This window comes from Kocuria sp. p3-SID1428, from assembly GCF_025149945.1.
Classification (GTDB): Bacteria; Actinomycetota; Actinomycetes; order Actinomycetales; family Micrococcaceae; genus Kocuria.
Map to the genome: position 1 here is coordinate 1 of NZ_JALXVH010000065.1, position 13,066 is coordinate 13,066.

General features: G+C 71.5%; 14 protein-coding genes and 1 tRNA gene. 7 read left to right on the plus strand and 8 right to left on the minus strand.

The window, feature by feature from the left end; all coding sequences use genetic code 11:
• Positions 1–30 precede the first annotated feature (30 nt).
• The 3 genes from M3E84_RS11320 to M3E84_RS11330 are packed head-to-tail and all read right to left on the minus strand — an operon-like array spanning position 31 to position 2,414.
• Positions 31–786: a phosphoglyceromutase gene (locus M3E84_RS11320; RefSeq protein ID WP_259896313.1), complete on the minus strand. Its 756-nt coding sequence runs from the start codon at positions 784–786 to the stop codon at positions 31–33.
• Positions 787–838: 52 nt separating this feature from the next.
• The gene (locus M3E84_RS11325) at positions 839–1,189 is read right to left on the minus strand and encodes a DUF2516 family protein (protein WP_259896314.1); all 351 of its coding nucleotides are present in this window, start codon (positions 1,187–1,189) and stop codon (positions 839–841) included.
• Positions 1,190–1,199: 10 nt separating this feature from the next.
• Positions 1,200–2,414 carry a PLP-dependent aspartate aminotransferase family protein gene (locus M3E84_RS11330; protein WP_259896315.1) on the minus strand — a complete coding sequence of 405 codons (1,215 nt, stop codon included), beginning with the start codon at positions 2,412–2,414 and terminating at the stop codon, positions 1,200–1,202.
• On the opposite strand from M3E84_RS11330, the gene tmk reads away from it, so the two are divergent.
• The 3 genes from tmk to M3E84_RS11345 all read left to right on the plus strand — a co-directional run bounded on the left by tmk (position 2,413) and on the right by M3E84_RS11345 (position 5,955).
• Positions 2,413–3,165, plus strand: coding sequence for a dTMP kinase (gene tmk / locus M3E84_RS11335; protein WP_259896316.1), 753 nt, complete (start codon positions 2,413–2,415; stop codon positions 3,163–3,165). The two genes, M3E84_RS11330 and tmk, sit on opposite strands and share 2 nt — an antisense overlap.
• Positions 3,162–4,301: a DNA polymerase III subunit delta' gene (locus M3E84_RS11340; protein ID WP_259896317.1), complete on the plus strand. Its 1,140-nt coding sequence runs from the start codon at positions 3,162–3,164 to the stop codon at positions 4,299–4,301. Before tmk ends, M3E84_RS11340 begins: the two co-directional genes overlap by 4 nt.
• Positions 4,302–4,374: 73 nt before the next feature.
• Entirely contained in the window at positions 4,375–5,955 is a 1,581-nt protein-coding gene (locus M3E84_RS11345) for an alpha/beta hydrolase (RefSeq protein ID WP_259896318.1), read from the plus strand.
• Between the two features lie 13 nt (positions 5,956–5,968).
• Here the strand turns inward: M3E84_RS11345 and M3E84_RS11350 are convergent, their stop codons facing one another.
• Positions 5,969–6,688, minus strand: a complete 720-nt coding sequence (locus tag M3E84_RS11350) for an HAD-IA family hydrolase (RefSeq protein WP_006214673.1) — start codon at positions 6,686–6,688, stop codon at positions 5,969–5,971.
• A gap of 266 nt (positions 6,689–6,954) precedes the next feature.
• Between M3E84_RS11350 and M3E84_RS11355 the strand changes: the two genes are divergently transcribed.
• Together M3E84_RS11355 and M3E84_RS11360 are read left to right on the plus strand one after the other, a co-directional pair.
• Positions 6,955–7,030: transfer RNA gene (locus M3E84_RS11355), tRNA-Thr, on the plus strand.
• Positions 7,031–7,363: 333 nt separating this feature from the next.
• A complete protein-coding gene (locus tag M3E84_RS11360) occupies positions 7,364–8,155 on the plus strand; it encodes a hypothetical protein (RefSeq protein WP_058870712.1) in 792 nt (263 codons plus the stop codon).
• Between the two features lie 16 nt (positions 8,156–8,171).
• Here the strand turns inward: M3E84_RS11360 and M3E84_RS11365 are convergent, their stop codons facing one another.
• Entirely contained in the window at positions 8,172–8,939 is a 768-nt protein-coding gene (locus tag M3E84_RS11365; protein WP_053446897.1) for an ABC transporter ATP-binding protein, read from the minus strand.
• 43 nt (positions 8,940–8,982) lie between these two features.
• Positions 8,983–10,092, minus strand: coding sequence for an FtsX-like permease family protein (locus tag M3E84_RS11370; protein WP_259896320.1), 1,110 nt, complete (start codon positions 10,090–10,092; stop codon positions 8,983–8,985).
• A 189-nt stretch (positions 10,093–10,281) separates the two neighbouring features.
• Here M3E84_RS11370 and M3E84_RS11375 point away from each other — a divergent pair, with 189 nt between their 5' ends.
• Positions 10,282–11,598: a sensor histidine kinase gene (locus M3E84_RS11375; protein ID WP_259896322.1), complete on the plus strand. Its 1,317-nt coding sequence runs from the start codon at positions 10,282–10,284 to the stop codon at positions 11,596–11,598.
• Positions 11,595–12,236, plus strand: coding sequence for a response regulator transcription factor (locus M3E84_RS11380; protein ID WP_058870715.1), 642 nt, complete (start codon positions 11,595–11,597; stop codon positions 12,234–12,236). Before M3E84_RS11375 ends, M3E84_RS11380 begins: the two co-directional genes overlap by 4 nt.
• 33 nt (positions 12,237–12,269) lie before the next feature.
• Here the strand turns inward: M3E84_RS11380 and M3E84_RS11385 are convergent, their stop codons facing one another.
• Both M3E84_RS11385 and M3E84_RS11390 read right to left on the minus strand, forming a co-directional pair.
• Positions 12,270–12,752, minus strand: a complete 483-nt coding sequence (locus M3E84_RS11385) for a hypothetical protein (RefSeq protein WP_259896323.1) — start codon at positions 12,750–12,752, stop codon at positions 12,270–12,272.
• 127 nt (positions 12,753–12,879) lie between these two features.
• A complete protein-coding gene (locus M3E84_RS11390) occupies positions 12,880–13,065 on the minus strand; it encodes a YbdD/YjiX family protein (protein WP_259896324.1) in 186 nt (61 codons plus the stop codon).
• Between the last annotated feature and the right edge of the window lies 1 nt (position 13,066).

Below are 13,066 nucleotides of genomic sequence, written 5' to 3' on the forward strand. Positions count from 1 at the left end.
CGCCGCGGTGCACTCGGCGCAGGTCTCAGCTCACTTCTTGCCCTGGTTCGCGACCGCCTGGATGGACTCGGCCGCAGCCTCCGGATCCAGGTACTCGCCCCCGGGGGTGATCGGCTTGAAGTTGGCGTCGAGCCCATAGACCAGCGGGATGCCGGTGGGGATGTTCAGGCCCGTGATCTCGTCATCGGAGATGCCGTCGAGGTGCTTGACGAGCGCGCGCAGCGAATTGCCGTGCGCGGCCAGCAGGACGGTGCGCCCGGCCTCGAGATCCGGCTTGACCTGGTTCTCCCAGTACGGGAGGAAGCGCTCGAGCACGTCCTTGAGGCACTCGGTGCGCGGGAGGTTCTGGACGTCCTCGTAGCGGGGATCGCCGACCTGCGAGAACTCGTCCCCGTCCTCAATGGCAGGCGGCGGGACGTCGTAGGAGCGGCGCCAGGTCATGAACTGCTCCTCGCCGTACTTCTCGCGGACCTCCGCCTTGTCCTTGCCCTGCAGGGCGCCGTAGTGGCGCTCGTTGAGGCGCCAGGAGCGCTTGACCGGAATCCAGTGGCGATCCGCGGAGTCCAGGGCCAGGTTGGCCGTCATGATCGCGCGGCGCAGCAGGGAGGTGTGCACGATGTCCGGGAGCAGACCGCGCTCCTTGAGCAGCTCGCCCCCGCGAGCCGCCTCGCCGCGGCCCTTCTCGGTGAGGGGAACGTCCACCCAGCCCGTGAAGAGGTTCTTCTCGTTCCAGTCGGACTGCCCGTGACGGAGCAGGATCAGGTTGTACGTCGGTTCAGTAGCCATGCGGCAAGTATCACACCTGATGGGCCGGTGGGCGAGCCTGCGACCCGGGGCGTCACCAGGCCGAGGGCCCGGAGGACTCCACGTCGACCGCGGGCTTCACATCGGCCAGGTAGACGCCGGAGGCGGTGGCCGCGACCAGCACGAAGATCAGCTGGCCCATCTGCGGGATCCCACCGGTCAGCAGGGCGATCACCGCGGGAACGCTCATCAGCAGGCTGAAGGCCAGGCAGGCCCCCGTGACGAGCATCCAGAAGGTCCGGGTGCGCTTGAACGCGCGCTGGAACTGGATGGGCTTCACGGACAGGCAGTGGAAGAAGGCCATGGCAGCCAGGACGGTCACCAGCACCATGACGGCGACGTCGACCACCCCGACGGCCAGGAGGATGAGGGAGGTGAGGGACATGGCCGCGATCCTACCGGGCGGAGGGCGAGGCTGCCGCGTCCAGCGCCTGCTCGAGGTCCTCCCACAGGTCCTCGACGTCCTCGATGCCCACGGACAGGCGCACCAGCGACTCCGGGACCGTGCGCGGCTCCTCGGGGTGACGGCGACGGCGCTCGACGAGCGACTCCACACCGCCCAGCGAGGTCGCCGGCACCCACACGCGCATGGCCTCGACGACACGATCGGCCGCCGCGGCGTCGCCGTCGACCTCCAGGCCCACGATCGCCCCGAAGCCGCCGCGCAGCTGCTGGGCAGCGCGCTCGTGGCCGGGGTCACCGGCCAGACCCGGGTAGCGCACGGCGCGCACGCCGGGGGCGCCGCGCAGGCGACGGGCGATCTCGGCGGCGTTGGCTCCGGCGCGCTCGACGCGCAGGGACAGCGTGCGCATCCCCCGCAGGGCCAGCCAGGTCTCGAACGGGCCCGGGATGGCGCCGTGGCGGGAGCGCTGGGCGTGCAGGCGCTGACGCAGTTCGGGGTCCTCGACGGTGGCCGCGCCCAGGACCACGTCCGAGTGACCGGCCAGGTACTTGGTGGCCGAGTGCACGACGATGTCAGCTCCCCAGGCCAGCGGGCGCTGCAGAAGGGGCGTGGTGAAGGTGCTGTCCACGCAGCTGAGCACCCCGAGGCGCCGCGTGCCCGCCAGGATCGCGGGGAGGTCGGCGACCTCGAGCATGGGATTGGTGGGCGACTCCAGCAGCACCAGATCTGCGCCCTCGGCGGCGGCCAGCACGGCGTCGGTGTCGGTCACTTCCACAGCATCGACCCGGATCCGACCCTCCTGCTCGGCCTCGCGCACGAGCGTCATGGTGCCCATGTAGACGTGCACCGGCACGACGATCCGGCCTCCCAGCGGCACGAGCGAGAGCACTGCAGAGACGGAGGCCACGCCGGAGGCGAAGGCCAGCGACGGCAGCGGCGAGCCCTCGAGCTGACCCAGCACGGATTCGAAGTCGTCCCAGGTCGGGTTGCTGGCGCGGCCGTACATGCGCTCGCCCGGCACGGGCTCCCCCGCGCCGCGGTAGGTCGAGCTCAGCACGATCGACGGGCCGACGGGAGCATCGCGCTCCGGGGCCGGGCGACCGCCGGCGACCGCGATCGTGGTCGGACGCAGCCGCCCGTGGAGGGTCTCCCCCGAGGGCTGCTGTTCGGCGTTCGGGCGGGGCGCGGCGGAATCCGGAGAAGTCATGGCCTCACCCTATGACGGCCGCGCCCACACGCTTCATGGGGGCGGCGCCGATGTCTGCGGCGGCCCCTACAGTGTGCGTGTGACGTTCCAGACCAGCCCCGCGAGCACCCCTGCCGCCTTCATCGCGTTCGAGGGCGGCGACGGCGCCGGCAAGTCCACGCAGCTGCGTCTGCTGGCCGAGTCCCTGACGGAGCGCGGCGTTCCGGTGCTGCTCACCCGCGAGCCCGGCGGATCGGCCATGGGCGAGCAGATCCGCTCCTTGGTCCTGGATCCCGAGCACGCGCCGGTGGATCCGCGCACAGAGGCGCTGCTGTTCGCCGCCTCGCGCAGCGCGCACGTCCAGCGCACCCTGCTGCCCGCCCTGCAGGAGGGCACCACGGTGCTCACGGATCGCTATCTCGACTCCTCGGTGGCCTATCAGGGAGCCGCCCGCGAGCTCGGCACGCAGACCGTGCGGGAGCTGAACCTGTGGGCGGTCGAGGATCTGCTGCCGGATCTGACCGTGCTGCTCGATGTCCCGGAGCACGTCGGGCGCACTCGCCGGGCCGAGCGCGCCGCCGATCGCATGGAGAAGGAGCCCGCCCCCTTCCACCAGGAAGTCCGCCAGGCCTTCCTGGACCTGGCCCATGAGGCTCCGCAGCGCTACCTCGTGCTGCAGGCGAACGCTCCCGTCGAGGAGCTGGCGGCTCAGATCCGCGAGCGCGTGCTCGACCTGCTGTCCCAGCCGGCCCCCGGAGGCGATCAGTCGTGAGCGTGTGGGACGACCTCGTGGGGCAGGGCGCCGTCGTGGATCAGCTCGCGCGAGCGGCCCGCGAGGAGCAGCCCTCGCACGCCTGGCTCGTGACCGGGCCTCCCGGTTCGGGGCGCTCCCACGCCGCGCTGGCACTGGCCGCTGCGCTGCTGTGCGAGCAGCCGGATCCCGCCCAGCGCGGCTGCGGCAAGTGCTCCGCCTGCCGCACCGTCCGCGCCGGCTCGCACGCCGATCTCACGCACTTCCGCACCGAGCACAGCGAGATCCGCATCGACGAGGCCCGCGAGCTCGTGGTCCGCGCCCAGGATCGCCCGTCGGTGGGGCGCTGGCGGGTCATGGTGATCGAGGACGCCGACCGCATGGCCGAGCGGACCTCCAACGTCATGCTCAAGGCCATCGAGGAGCCGCCGCCGGGGACCATCTGGCTGCTGTGCGCCCCGAGCCCCAGCGACGTCCTGGTCACCATCCGCTCGCGCTGCCGCCCGGTCACCCTGAGAGTGCCGCCCGCGGAGGCCGTGGCCGAGCTGCTCGAGCGCCGCGACGGCGTGCCGTCGGCTCGCGCTCTGGAGTGCGCTCGCCTGGCGCAGTCGCACGTGGGTGTGGCGCGCCGGCTGGCCCTGTACGACGACGCCCGCGAGCGCCGTCGTCGGGTCGTGGAGATGCCCCTGCGCCTGGGCGGCGTCTCGGATGCTGTGCGCGAGGCCGGGCGGCTGACCCGCCTGGCCGAGGAGGAGGCGACCGCCGAGGCGGAGGCCCGGGACGAGGAGGAGCGCGCGCATCTGCTGACCTCCATGGGCGCGGCGGAGTCCGGGAAGATGCCGCCGAACGTGCGCAGCGCCCTGCGGCGCCTCGAGGAGGACCAGAAGCGGCGCTCCAAGCGCGTGCGCACGGACACCCTGGACCGCTTCCTGATCGATCTGACCACGTTCTACCGCGATGCCCTCACGCTGCAGCTGCAGACCGGGTCGGAGCTGGTCAACCAGCACATCGCGGACTCGCTGCGCGATCACGCGCTGAACTCCACGCCCGAGGAGTCCCTCGAGCGCATCGACACGATCGCCCGCACGCGCACCAGGATCCGCACCAGCGCCGCCGCCGGACTGGCCTTCGAGGCCATGGCCGTCTCCCTCCTCTGAGGCCCGCCCGTCGGCGCGTCCCGTGCGCGCCGGGCCGGACCACGAACCCGCACCACAGATGGGATGCCCCCGGATGAGCCACCGCCCCCGCCGCCGGATGCGGCTGGCCGCCGCCCTGGCCGTGTGCGCCCTGGCGCTGAGCGCCTGCACCGATGACGACTCCCCCGCCGGGGGCCAGTCGGCACCCGAGGGCGCTGCGCAGGGCATGGACGAGTTCTACGCCCAGGAGCTCGACTGGGGATCGTGCGAGGACTCTGGCGGGATCTCCGGGTTCTTCGGCGGCGACGACCAGCAGTGCGCGCAGCTCACCGTCCCGGTGGACTACTCCGATCCCGAGGGCGAGACCACCACGGTGGCCATGGCGCGGCTTCCCTCGACCGGGGATGCCCCGGAGGGTGCGCTGGTCGTGAACCCCGGCGGACCGGGCGGCTCCGGGGTGGACCTGATCTCCCAGTCCGGTCCGCTGTTCGGCGACGATCTGCGCGAGGGCTACGACATCGTCTCCTTCGACCCTCGCGGCGTCTCCCGCTCGGACGAGATCCAGTGCTTCGACGACGACGCCGCTCTCGACGCATGGCGCTCCCAGCCCTCGCTCGTGGGCCAGGACATCACGACAGAGGATCTGCGCCAGGAGTACAGGGAGCTCGGCGAGGGCTGTGCAGAGCACTCGGGACCTGTGCTGGAGCACATGGACACGGCCTCCGTGGCCAAGGACCTGGACGTCATGCGCGCGGCCCTGGGCCAGGACCGGACCGACTACCTGGGCTTCTCCTACGGCACGCGCATCGGCGCCGAGTACGCCCGGCAGTTCCCGGATCGCGTGGGGCGGTTCGTCCTCGATGGTGCCGTCGATCCGCAGGCCTCGAACTCCGAGGTGGCCATGGGCCAGGCAGTGGGATTCGAGAGCGCGCTGCGGGACTTCATGGAGGACTGCACGCAGAACTCCGCCGACTGCTTCACGAACGGCTCCGCGGACGACGGCATGGAGGAGGTCCAGCAGATCCTGGCCCGCTCCGCGGACGAGGAGATCACCGGGCCCGACGGCCGACGCGTGACCCCCGTCCAGGTGGCCGAGGGCATCATCACGCCGCTGTACAGCACCGCCACCTACCCCAGGCTCAACCAGGCGCTGCGGGACGCCTCGGACGGCGACTACGACGCCCTCCAGGAGCTCTCCGACCTCAACCACGGGCGCCAGGAGGACGGGACGTACCACGGGAACTCGACCGTCGCCTTCAGCGCGGTCAACTGCCTGGACTCGACCGACGACTCGGTCACTGACCAGGACATGGCGGCCCAGCAGCAGGAGCTCTCCGAGCGGGCGCCGACCTTCGGCCCGTACCTCGGCTACGCGGAGGCGGCCTGCCAGGGCTGGCCGTACGGACCGGTCGAGGAGGATCCGGACGAGCCGGCGGAGTACTCGGGCGACTCCGAGATCCTGGTCGTGGGCGGGACCGAGGACCCGGCGACCCCGTATGCCTGGTCCGAGGCCCTGACCGAGCAGCTGGGACGGGCCACCCTGCTCACCCGGGAAGGCATGGGCCACGTCTCCTACTCCTCGGGCAACGGGTGCATCGTCGAGGCGGTCGACGCCTATCTCCTCGAGGGCATCCTCCCGGAGGAGGGCACGGTCTGCCGGGACGCCGGCAACTGAGCGGAGGCCGTGCTCAGGAGGCGTGCGAGCGCAGCGGCAGCTCGAGCAGGCCGGGGATGTCGCGGATGGAGTCCACGACCGCGTCGGCACCCGAGGTGCGCAGGGAGTCCTCGCGGTGGGCTCCGGTCAGCACGCCCACGTTGGCGCGGGATCCCGCCCGGCGCCCGGAGAGCATGTCCGCGGCGGTGTCGCCCACGACCATGACCTCGCGGACGTCGGCGAGGTCCAGGGCCAGCAGCGCCGTGAGGATCATGTCCGGGTAGGGGCGGCCGCGGCCGGCGTCGGATGGGCACAGGCTCAGATCGGCCAGACCCATCCAGTCCAGGTGCTCCAGGATCTGGTTCTGGCTGTGGCGGTTGTAGCCGGTGGCCAGCACGACCTTCAGCCCGGACTCCCGCAGCCCCAGGATGACGTCCTCGGCGCCCGGGACGGCAGTGACGGCGTCGGTGCGCAGCAGCTCGTCGAACTGGCGCTCGAACTCGCGGCTGGCCTCGGCGGCGACGGCAGGCTCATCCTCGAAGAGGTGCTGGAAGACGCGGACCTTGGACTGGCCCAGGGTGTCGCGCACGAAGCCGAGCATGCCCGTGAAGCGCGGCGAGTCCGCGGCGATGCCCAGCTTCTCGAGCGTGCGGGTGAAGGCGCGCTCCATGATCCCGTTGTCCTCGAAGGACGTCCCCGACATGTCGATGAACGCCAGGCGGAGATTGCGGACGATGTCTGGGCGGAGGGTCATCTGCGGTCCTTCAGCGATCGATGCCTGCTCAGCGCGCCGTGCAGCAGCGGTCTCGGAGCAGGAGGGGCCTCGCTCAGCACGAGGGGCTGCAGCGACCATGCTCTCCACCGGTCCGAGCGCGGTCGCGGATTCGCACCGACGTGAGGGTGAACACACGACGAACACTCATGCATCTCGACCCGGCTTCGACGTCCGCACGGATGTGACCGGCCCGCTCGACGGTGCTAGGGTGTCATCCGCGCTGTGGCCCGTCGCGGTCCGGTCGCGCCGCCTTAGCTCAGTCGGTAGAGCGATTCACTCGTAATGAATAGGTCGCCGGTTCGATTCCGGCAGGCGGCTCCAGCAGAACCCCCAGATCCGATCCCGTGAGAACGGGACGGCCTGGGGGTTCTCTCATGACACGAGCCAGCCCGGAGCTCGCGGCAGATCCGATCTCCGAGGCAGCCCCCCTGATCACCCCGTCGATCGCAGAGACGAGGGACAGAGCTGCGATATCTGGTGGGCACCCACCTGCAAAGACATGTAACACCGGCAATCGAATCCTGGGCATCGTCGCACTTCAGGCCTAAGTTGAACCCTGGCGCGCCCTGCCCATCGCGCGTCTCGCTCTGTCAGACGGACGGAGCTTCTCCCCCCGGAAGCCCGCCGCGTCGACAGCTGAGCCCTAGGACGGCAATGATTCTCAGCTCTCCCTCTGCCACGACATCCACACACAAGGCCTATGACTCCGTCTGGGTCGAGTTCGATTCCATCTGGCTGAAGCCGCGGCTCGTCTTCGATGAGCGCACGCGCGACGCGTTCGATGCCTGCGCAGAGATCTGCAACACGGTGATGTGCGAGAGCATGGGAACCGCGCCATCCGCGCAGCGCCCCCTGGTGCGCTGCGCGCTGCGCACGGACGGACCGGGGTCCTATCTCCTGAGCTTCGAGATCCCGGAAGAAGGCCCTGCGCTTCCGGAGCCGGCCACCACCTCGCCCGCAAGGGGTCGCTGGAAGGCCAGAAAGCGCACCCAGGAAGCTCGGACCGCAAGCCAGCCGGACCCTGACCTGCAGCTCAGGCTCCTGTCGGCCACTCGCATCCTCGTGGAGATGCTGCTGGCGGTCGACACCATCTGCTCCACGCCCGCAGGCCAGCTCAGCGTGAACGAGCGGCGATGCAACCACGGGCACTTCGTGGAATTCGTCAACGGCGTCAGGGTCCTGAGGCATATACACCGGAATTCCTGGATGATGCTGTCGCAGCCGAGGATCCAGAAGCTGCTGAGCCGAGCCTTCGCTCCGTTCCAGGATGCCGAGCTCCACACCATGAGCGTGCGAGAGATCCCCCAGGAGGGGAGCCTCGGCGCCAGCTGGGTGGTCACAGCCAACCGCCGCCTGCAAGCTTTCGCGAACGGGGCACTGCTCGAGATGCCCGCCCTTCAGGGCACGATGCTCGGCGCCCAGCAGATATCGGCCGAGCGCTCCTGAGCGACCCAGCCCCGCTTCACCCCGCCGTGAGCCGCCCGTCGACCAAGGTCAGCCGGCGGTCGTCGTCCTCCAGCAGCTCGGCCTCGTGCGTCACCAGCACCGTGGCGGTGCCGAAGCGCCGCGTCGCGTCTCGCAGCATCTGCATGACGGAGATCGAGCGCTCGTGATCCAGCGCGGCCGTGGGCTCGTCGACGAGCATCACCGACGGGCTCGACATCAGCGCCCGGCCGATGTTGACCCGCTGCTGCTGACCGCCCGAGAGCTGGTGGGGCCTGCGACCGGCGGCGGCCTCCAGCCCGAGCAGCTCGAGCAGCTCGTCGGCGCGCCTGGCCGCCTCCCGGCGCCGGCGCCGATCCTGTCCGCCGATGTGCGCGGTGAGCAGCAGCTGCTCCCGAGCGGTCAGCGAGGCCAGCAGATTGGGCTGCTGGAACACGACGCCCACCCGGGTCCGGCGCATCTCGGCGCGCTGTTCTGGGGTCATCTGCACGACGTCGCGGCCGTCGATCAGCACCTGCCCCGAGCTCGCTCCGACCAGACCGGCCACGACGGACAGCAGGGAGGACTTGCCCGATCCCGACGGCCCCGTGACCGCGGTGAGGACCCCGGCGGGTGCCTCCATGGAAACGCCGTCGAGGGCATGGACCACTCGGGGGCGCCCGTCGTCGTCCTGGCCGTCGGGCCAGCTGAGACGGACGTCGCGCAGCCGCAGCGCGGCTGAGGAATCGACGCGCTCAGCAGCCTCGGCGGACTGCCAGGGGGCGGGGGCGGTGGACAGCACAGTCATGTCGGGCTCCTTCGGAAGCAGAGGGTGGAAAGCGGGCAGGGGCTCAAGCCGCGGACAGCGCGATCTGCGGGTCCACGCGAGCGACCCGGCGCACGGCCAGCAGCGCGGCGGCCAAGCCGAGCAGCAGGATCCCCAGGGCGGGCACCAGGGTGGTGGTCGGCGTGAGGCTGAACGGCACCGCTCCTGTCACCAGGGCGCCGCCGAGGCCGCCGAGCACCAGTCCGAGCGCGGTTCCGCCCAGCAGGACGGCCGCCGACTGGGCCAGCGCATCGCGCAGCACCCAGCCGCGAGAGGCCCCCAGGGCGCGCAGGATCGCGACCTCACGGGTGCGCTGGATGCTCCACACGGTCAGGAACGCGATCACCACGAGCGCGCCGATGCCGTAGAGGAAGGCCTGCATCATCAGCAGGGAGCCGTGCTCCGAGCTGTAGGCGGGCAGTGCCGCGAAGGAGTCGCGCGTGCTGGCGCTCCAGGTGCCTGCGGCCTCGTCCTGATCGGTCATCCGATCCTCGAGCTCGCTGCCGTTCAGGCCGTCGGCGGGGAAGATGGCCAGCGCGCTGCTCTGGCCGTCGCCCATGCGCAGCAGCTGCGCGGAGTCCTCGGTCGAGGTCCACACCACCGGAGAGTGCGAGTACCACTCATCGGCCGCGATGCCGATGACCGTCAGCTTCAGCGCACCCGCGTCCAGCTCGTCGCCGACACCGACGCCCAGCGACTGGGCCGTCTCCTGAGACAGGACGGTCTGCCCGGCCCCCGGACGGGCCCGTCCTTCGAGGATCTCGAGGTCCGGGGCCAGCTCGGTGCCCGGCTGCAGGGCGAGCACGGCGGCCGAGGCCGAGGCGCCGTCGTGCTCGAGCTGGGCGCGCCCGACGTCGAAGCGCTCGACAGCCTCCACGCCGTCGGCGCCGGCCCAGGACCCCGCCTGCTGGGCGTCGATGCGGGAGTCGCTGTAGGTGGGGTCCTCGCGGTCGTCGCCGGCGTCCAGGACGATGCGCGGAGCATCCAGCGCCTCGAGGGCGGAGGTGGACTGGCGGCCCAGCCCGTCCGTCAGGCCGGTGAGCATGACCACGAGCAGCGTGATCATGGCGACCACGGAGCCGATGAGGGCGAAGCGACCGCGCGCGAAGCGCAGATCGCGCAGGGAGAGGAACATGCTGGTCACTCCTGGCGGATGGTTCGAGGGGCCGGGTGCCTTCCCGGCGTTGTGCGAGGGCTCCACTGTCCGTCTCGACCGGGCACTGCGGCATCGACCGCCGGTGCGGTCCTGGGCGCACCGAACGGCGCAGCCCGGGATCAGCCGATCGGCTGATGACTCGTCCGGCAGGATCCGTAGGCTGGAGCGATGACCACCTCCACCGCCGACCGGGCCCTCGGCCCGGACTCCGACGAGGCCGCAGCGACTCCCGCCGTGCTGCGGGCCATGCGAGTGATCCTGCACGTGAGCTTCGCCGGGCTGCTGGGGCTGGCAGTGGGCCGGTTCCTGATCGGCGCCTCCTGGCCCGGCGCCCTGTGGCCGCTGGCCCTGTCCGTGCTGCTGGGCCTCGCCTATCTGAGCGGCACCGTCGCGGAGCATCGGGCCTTCCTTGGCGTCCGTCCCCGTGCGCGCCCGGCCAGCGCGGGCGTGTGGCTGGCGGCGGTGCTCGTGCTGTGGTGCCTGCTTGCTCTGCGCGCACCGGACTTCTCCTGGGTGGTCTTCCCGCTGTTCTTCGTCGTCCAGGCCGTGCTGCCGACGGTGCCGAGCCTGATCGCCGTCGCAGGACTCACCGCGGTGGTGATCGCCACCCAGGCTCTGCACGCCGCTCCGGGCGGCTTCGGCGCCGGGCAGATCATCGGCCCCGTCATCGGAGCGGTCTTCGCTGTGATCACGGCTTGGGCCTACCGAGCCCTGTGGCGAGATGCCCAGCGCCACCGCCGCACCGTCGTCGCGCTGCAGGCCGCCCGGGAGGAGCTCGCCCACCGCGAGCACCGCGCGGGAGTGCTCGCCGAGCGCGAACGGCTCTCCCGCGAGATCCACGACACCCTGGCCCAGGGCCTCGCCTCGATCGTGCTGTTCTCCCGCGCCGCCCAGGACTCCCTGGCGCAGGATCGCACGGACGCCGCCGCCGAGCAGCTGCGAGTCCTGGAGTCGACGGCTTCGGCCGATCTCGCGGAAGCCCGTCGCTTCGTCCAGGGCCTAGCCTCGCCGCGGCTGGCCGCCGGGCTCGAATCCGCTCTGCGCGAGCTGGTCGAGAGCCTGCAGGAACGCGCCGAGTCCGCCGGTACGGGCCTGCGCGCCTCGATGCGCGTGGAGGGCGAGCCTCGGGATCTGGCCCAGGAGACCGAAACCATGCTGCTGCGCGCGGCTCAGACCTGCTTGAGCAATGCCGAAGCCCACGCCCGCGCCTCCCGCGTGGCGCTCACCCTGGCCTACTGGCCGGAGACGGTGAGCCTGGACGTCGTGGACGACGGTGTGGGGTTCGACACCGCAGCGCCTTCGCGGCCCGGGTCCAACGGCGGCTACGGTCTGCCCCACCTGCGCCGGCGAGCCCGCGAGCTCGGCGGGCAGCTGTCCATCGAGTCGCGCCCGGGAGCCGGCACGGCAGCGGCTCTGCAGCTGCCCGCGCCCGTCACCCGGCCGAGCACACCGCAGCAGCCCGCGAAGGATCGAGACCGGACATGACCCACCCCGCCCCGACGACCGAGACCCCTCTGGGCCTGCTGCTCGTGGACGACCACCCCGTCGTGCGCGCCGGGCTGAAGGCTCTGCTCGAGGCCGACGGCACGCTCGCGGTCCTCGCGGAGGCAGGCGACGGGGCCCAAGCCCTGGCCGCACTCGACGACCACCACGTGGACGTCGTGATCATGGACCTGCAGATGCCGACCATGGATGGGCCCACGGCCATCCGCAGGCTCCGCGACCGCGGCGGGCCTCCCGTCCTGGTCCTGACCACCTACGAGACGCAGGCGGACATCGTCTCCGCGCTGGAGGCCGGAGCCACCGGCTATCTGCTCAAGGACTCCCCCGCCGAGCAGCTGCGAGAGGCCGTGCGCCAGACCGCGCAGGGTCGCTCCGTGCTGGCGCCGTCGGTGACGCAGCAGCTCGTGCAGCGGGCGGCCCGGCCGTCGCAGACGCTCAGCGCGCGGGAGATCGAGATCCTGCAGGGACTGGCCACGGGAGCCAGCAACCGGGAGCTGGCAGCGCAGCTGGTGATCTCCGAGGCCACCGTCAAGACGCACCTGCTGCACGTCTACGACAAGCTCGGCGTGGACAATCGGACCGCCGCCGTGCATCGGGCCAGGGAGCAGCGGCTCATCTGAGGCGTGCCGCGCGGGCTGCGGCGCCGAGACCGCTCAGCTCGCCCGGTGCTCCCGCAGCAGCGCCTCGCCGCGCACGACGTGGCCGCCGACGGCCTCCGCACGCCGCCGCACGGCCTCCAGACGCTGGTCACGGGCGACCTCGGGGTCCAGACCAGGGGCGCGGAATCGGGCCAGCGCGAGAGTCTCGGCCGCCTGGGCCATGTCGTTGCCTGCCCGGGAGAGCTCGCGATGCAGATCGTTGAGCCACCCGCCGTCGGAGCCGGGGATGTCCTGGTCGTTCGTGGGCGCCATGGCCTGCGCGGCCACGCACAGCGCGCGCACTCGCGGAAGCAGGTCAGCCAGCTCATTGGCGGCGGGAACTACAGCGGCCTGCAGATCGGTGTCCTGGATCTGCTCGAGGACCTGATGGAAGCGATCGAGCCCGCGCCGGAACCGGCCATGGGCGCGACGCCATACGCCCAGACCCATCTCCTTCTCATCGCGGCGCTGAGCCCGATGCTCGCTGAGGAATCCCATAGACACCCATGATGACACGTCGTCACCATCCGAGAGGCGGTGCCGCCGGAGCCCCGTCGACCCCACATCGAACGGCCGCTCGCTGAAGGGGCTCACTCCGCAGGGCCGCTGGATCGGCTGCCCCGCTTCAGCAGCAGCGGCCCTCCGGGTGGCGCTCCTGCCAGTCCTGCCAGCTGCGCCAGAACTCGCGCTCGGACATGGGCTTCTCCCCCTCGCACCCATGGGCGCGGTGGTGCTCCAGATAGCGCTGGTACTTGTCGGCTCCCAGCACGCCGTCGGCGAACCGCTTCAGCGAGGACACCGCCTCGAGGATC

Excerpts from the sequence above, each read along its gene's own strand:
- M3E84_RS11320 (WP_259896313.1), bottom strand. The coding sequence starts at position 786 with ATGGCTACTGAACCGACGTACAACCTGATCCTGCTCCGTCACGGGCAG.
- M3E84_RS11325 (WP_259896314.1), bottom strand. The coding sequence starts at position 1,189 with ATGTCCCTCACCTCCCTCATCCTCCTGGCCGTCGGGGTGGTCGACGTC.
- tmk (WP_259896316.1), top strand. The coding sequence starts at position 2,413 with ATGGCCTCACCCTATGACGGCCGCGCCCACACGCTTCATGGGGGCGGC.
- M3E84_RS11330 (WP_259896315.1), bottom strand. The coding sequence starts at position 2,414 with ATGACTTCTCCGGATTCCGCCGCGCCCCGCCCGAACGCCGAACAGCAG.
- M3E84_RS11345 (WP_259896318.1), top strand. The coding sequence starts at position 4,375 with ATGAGCCACCGCCCCCGCCGCCGGATGCGGCTGGCCGCCGCCCTGGCC.
- M3E84_RS11350 (WP_006214673.1), bottom strand. The coding sequence starts at position 6,688 with ATGACCCTCCGCCCAGACATCGTCCGCAATCTCCGCCTGGCGTTCATC.
- M3E84_RS11360 (WP_058870712.1), top strand. The coding sequence starts at position 7,364 with ATGATTCTCAGCTCTCCCTCTGCCACGACATCCACACACAAGGCCTAT.
- M3E84_RS11365 (WP_053446897.1), bottom strand. The coding sequence starts at position 8,939 with ATGACTGTGCTGTCCACCGCCCCCGCCCCCTGGCAGTCCGCCGAGGCT.
- M3E84_RS11370 (WP_259896320.1), bottom strand. The coding sequence starts at position 10,092 with ATGTTCCTCTCCCTGCGCGATCTGCGCTTCGCGCGCGGTCGCTTCGCC.
- M3E84_RS11375 (WP_259896322.1), top strand. The coding sequence starts at position 10,282 with ATGACCACCTCCACCGCCGACCGGGCCCTCGGCCCGGACTCCGACGAG.
- M3E84_RS11380 (WP_058870715.1), top strand. The coding sequence starts at position 11,595 with ATGACCCACCCCGCCCCGACGACCGAGACCCCTCTGGGCCTGCTGCTC.
- M3E84_RS11385 (WP_259896323.1), bottom strand. The coding sequence starts at position 12,752 with ATGGGATTCCTCAGCGAGCATCGGGCTCAGCGCCGCGATGAGAAGGAG.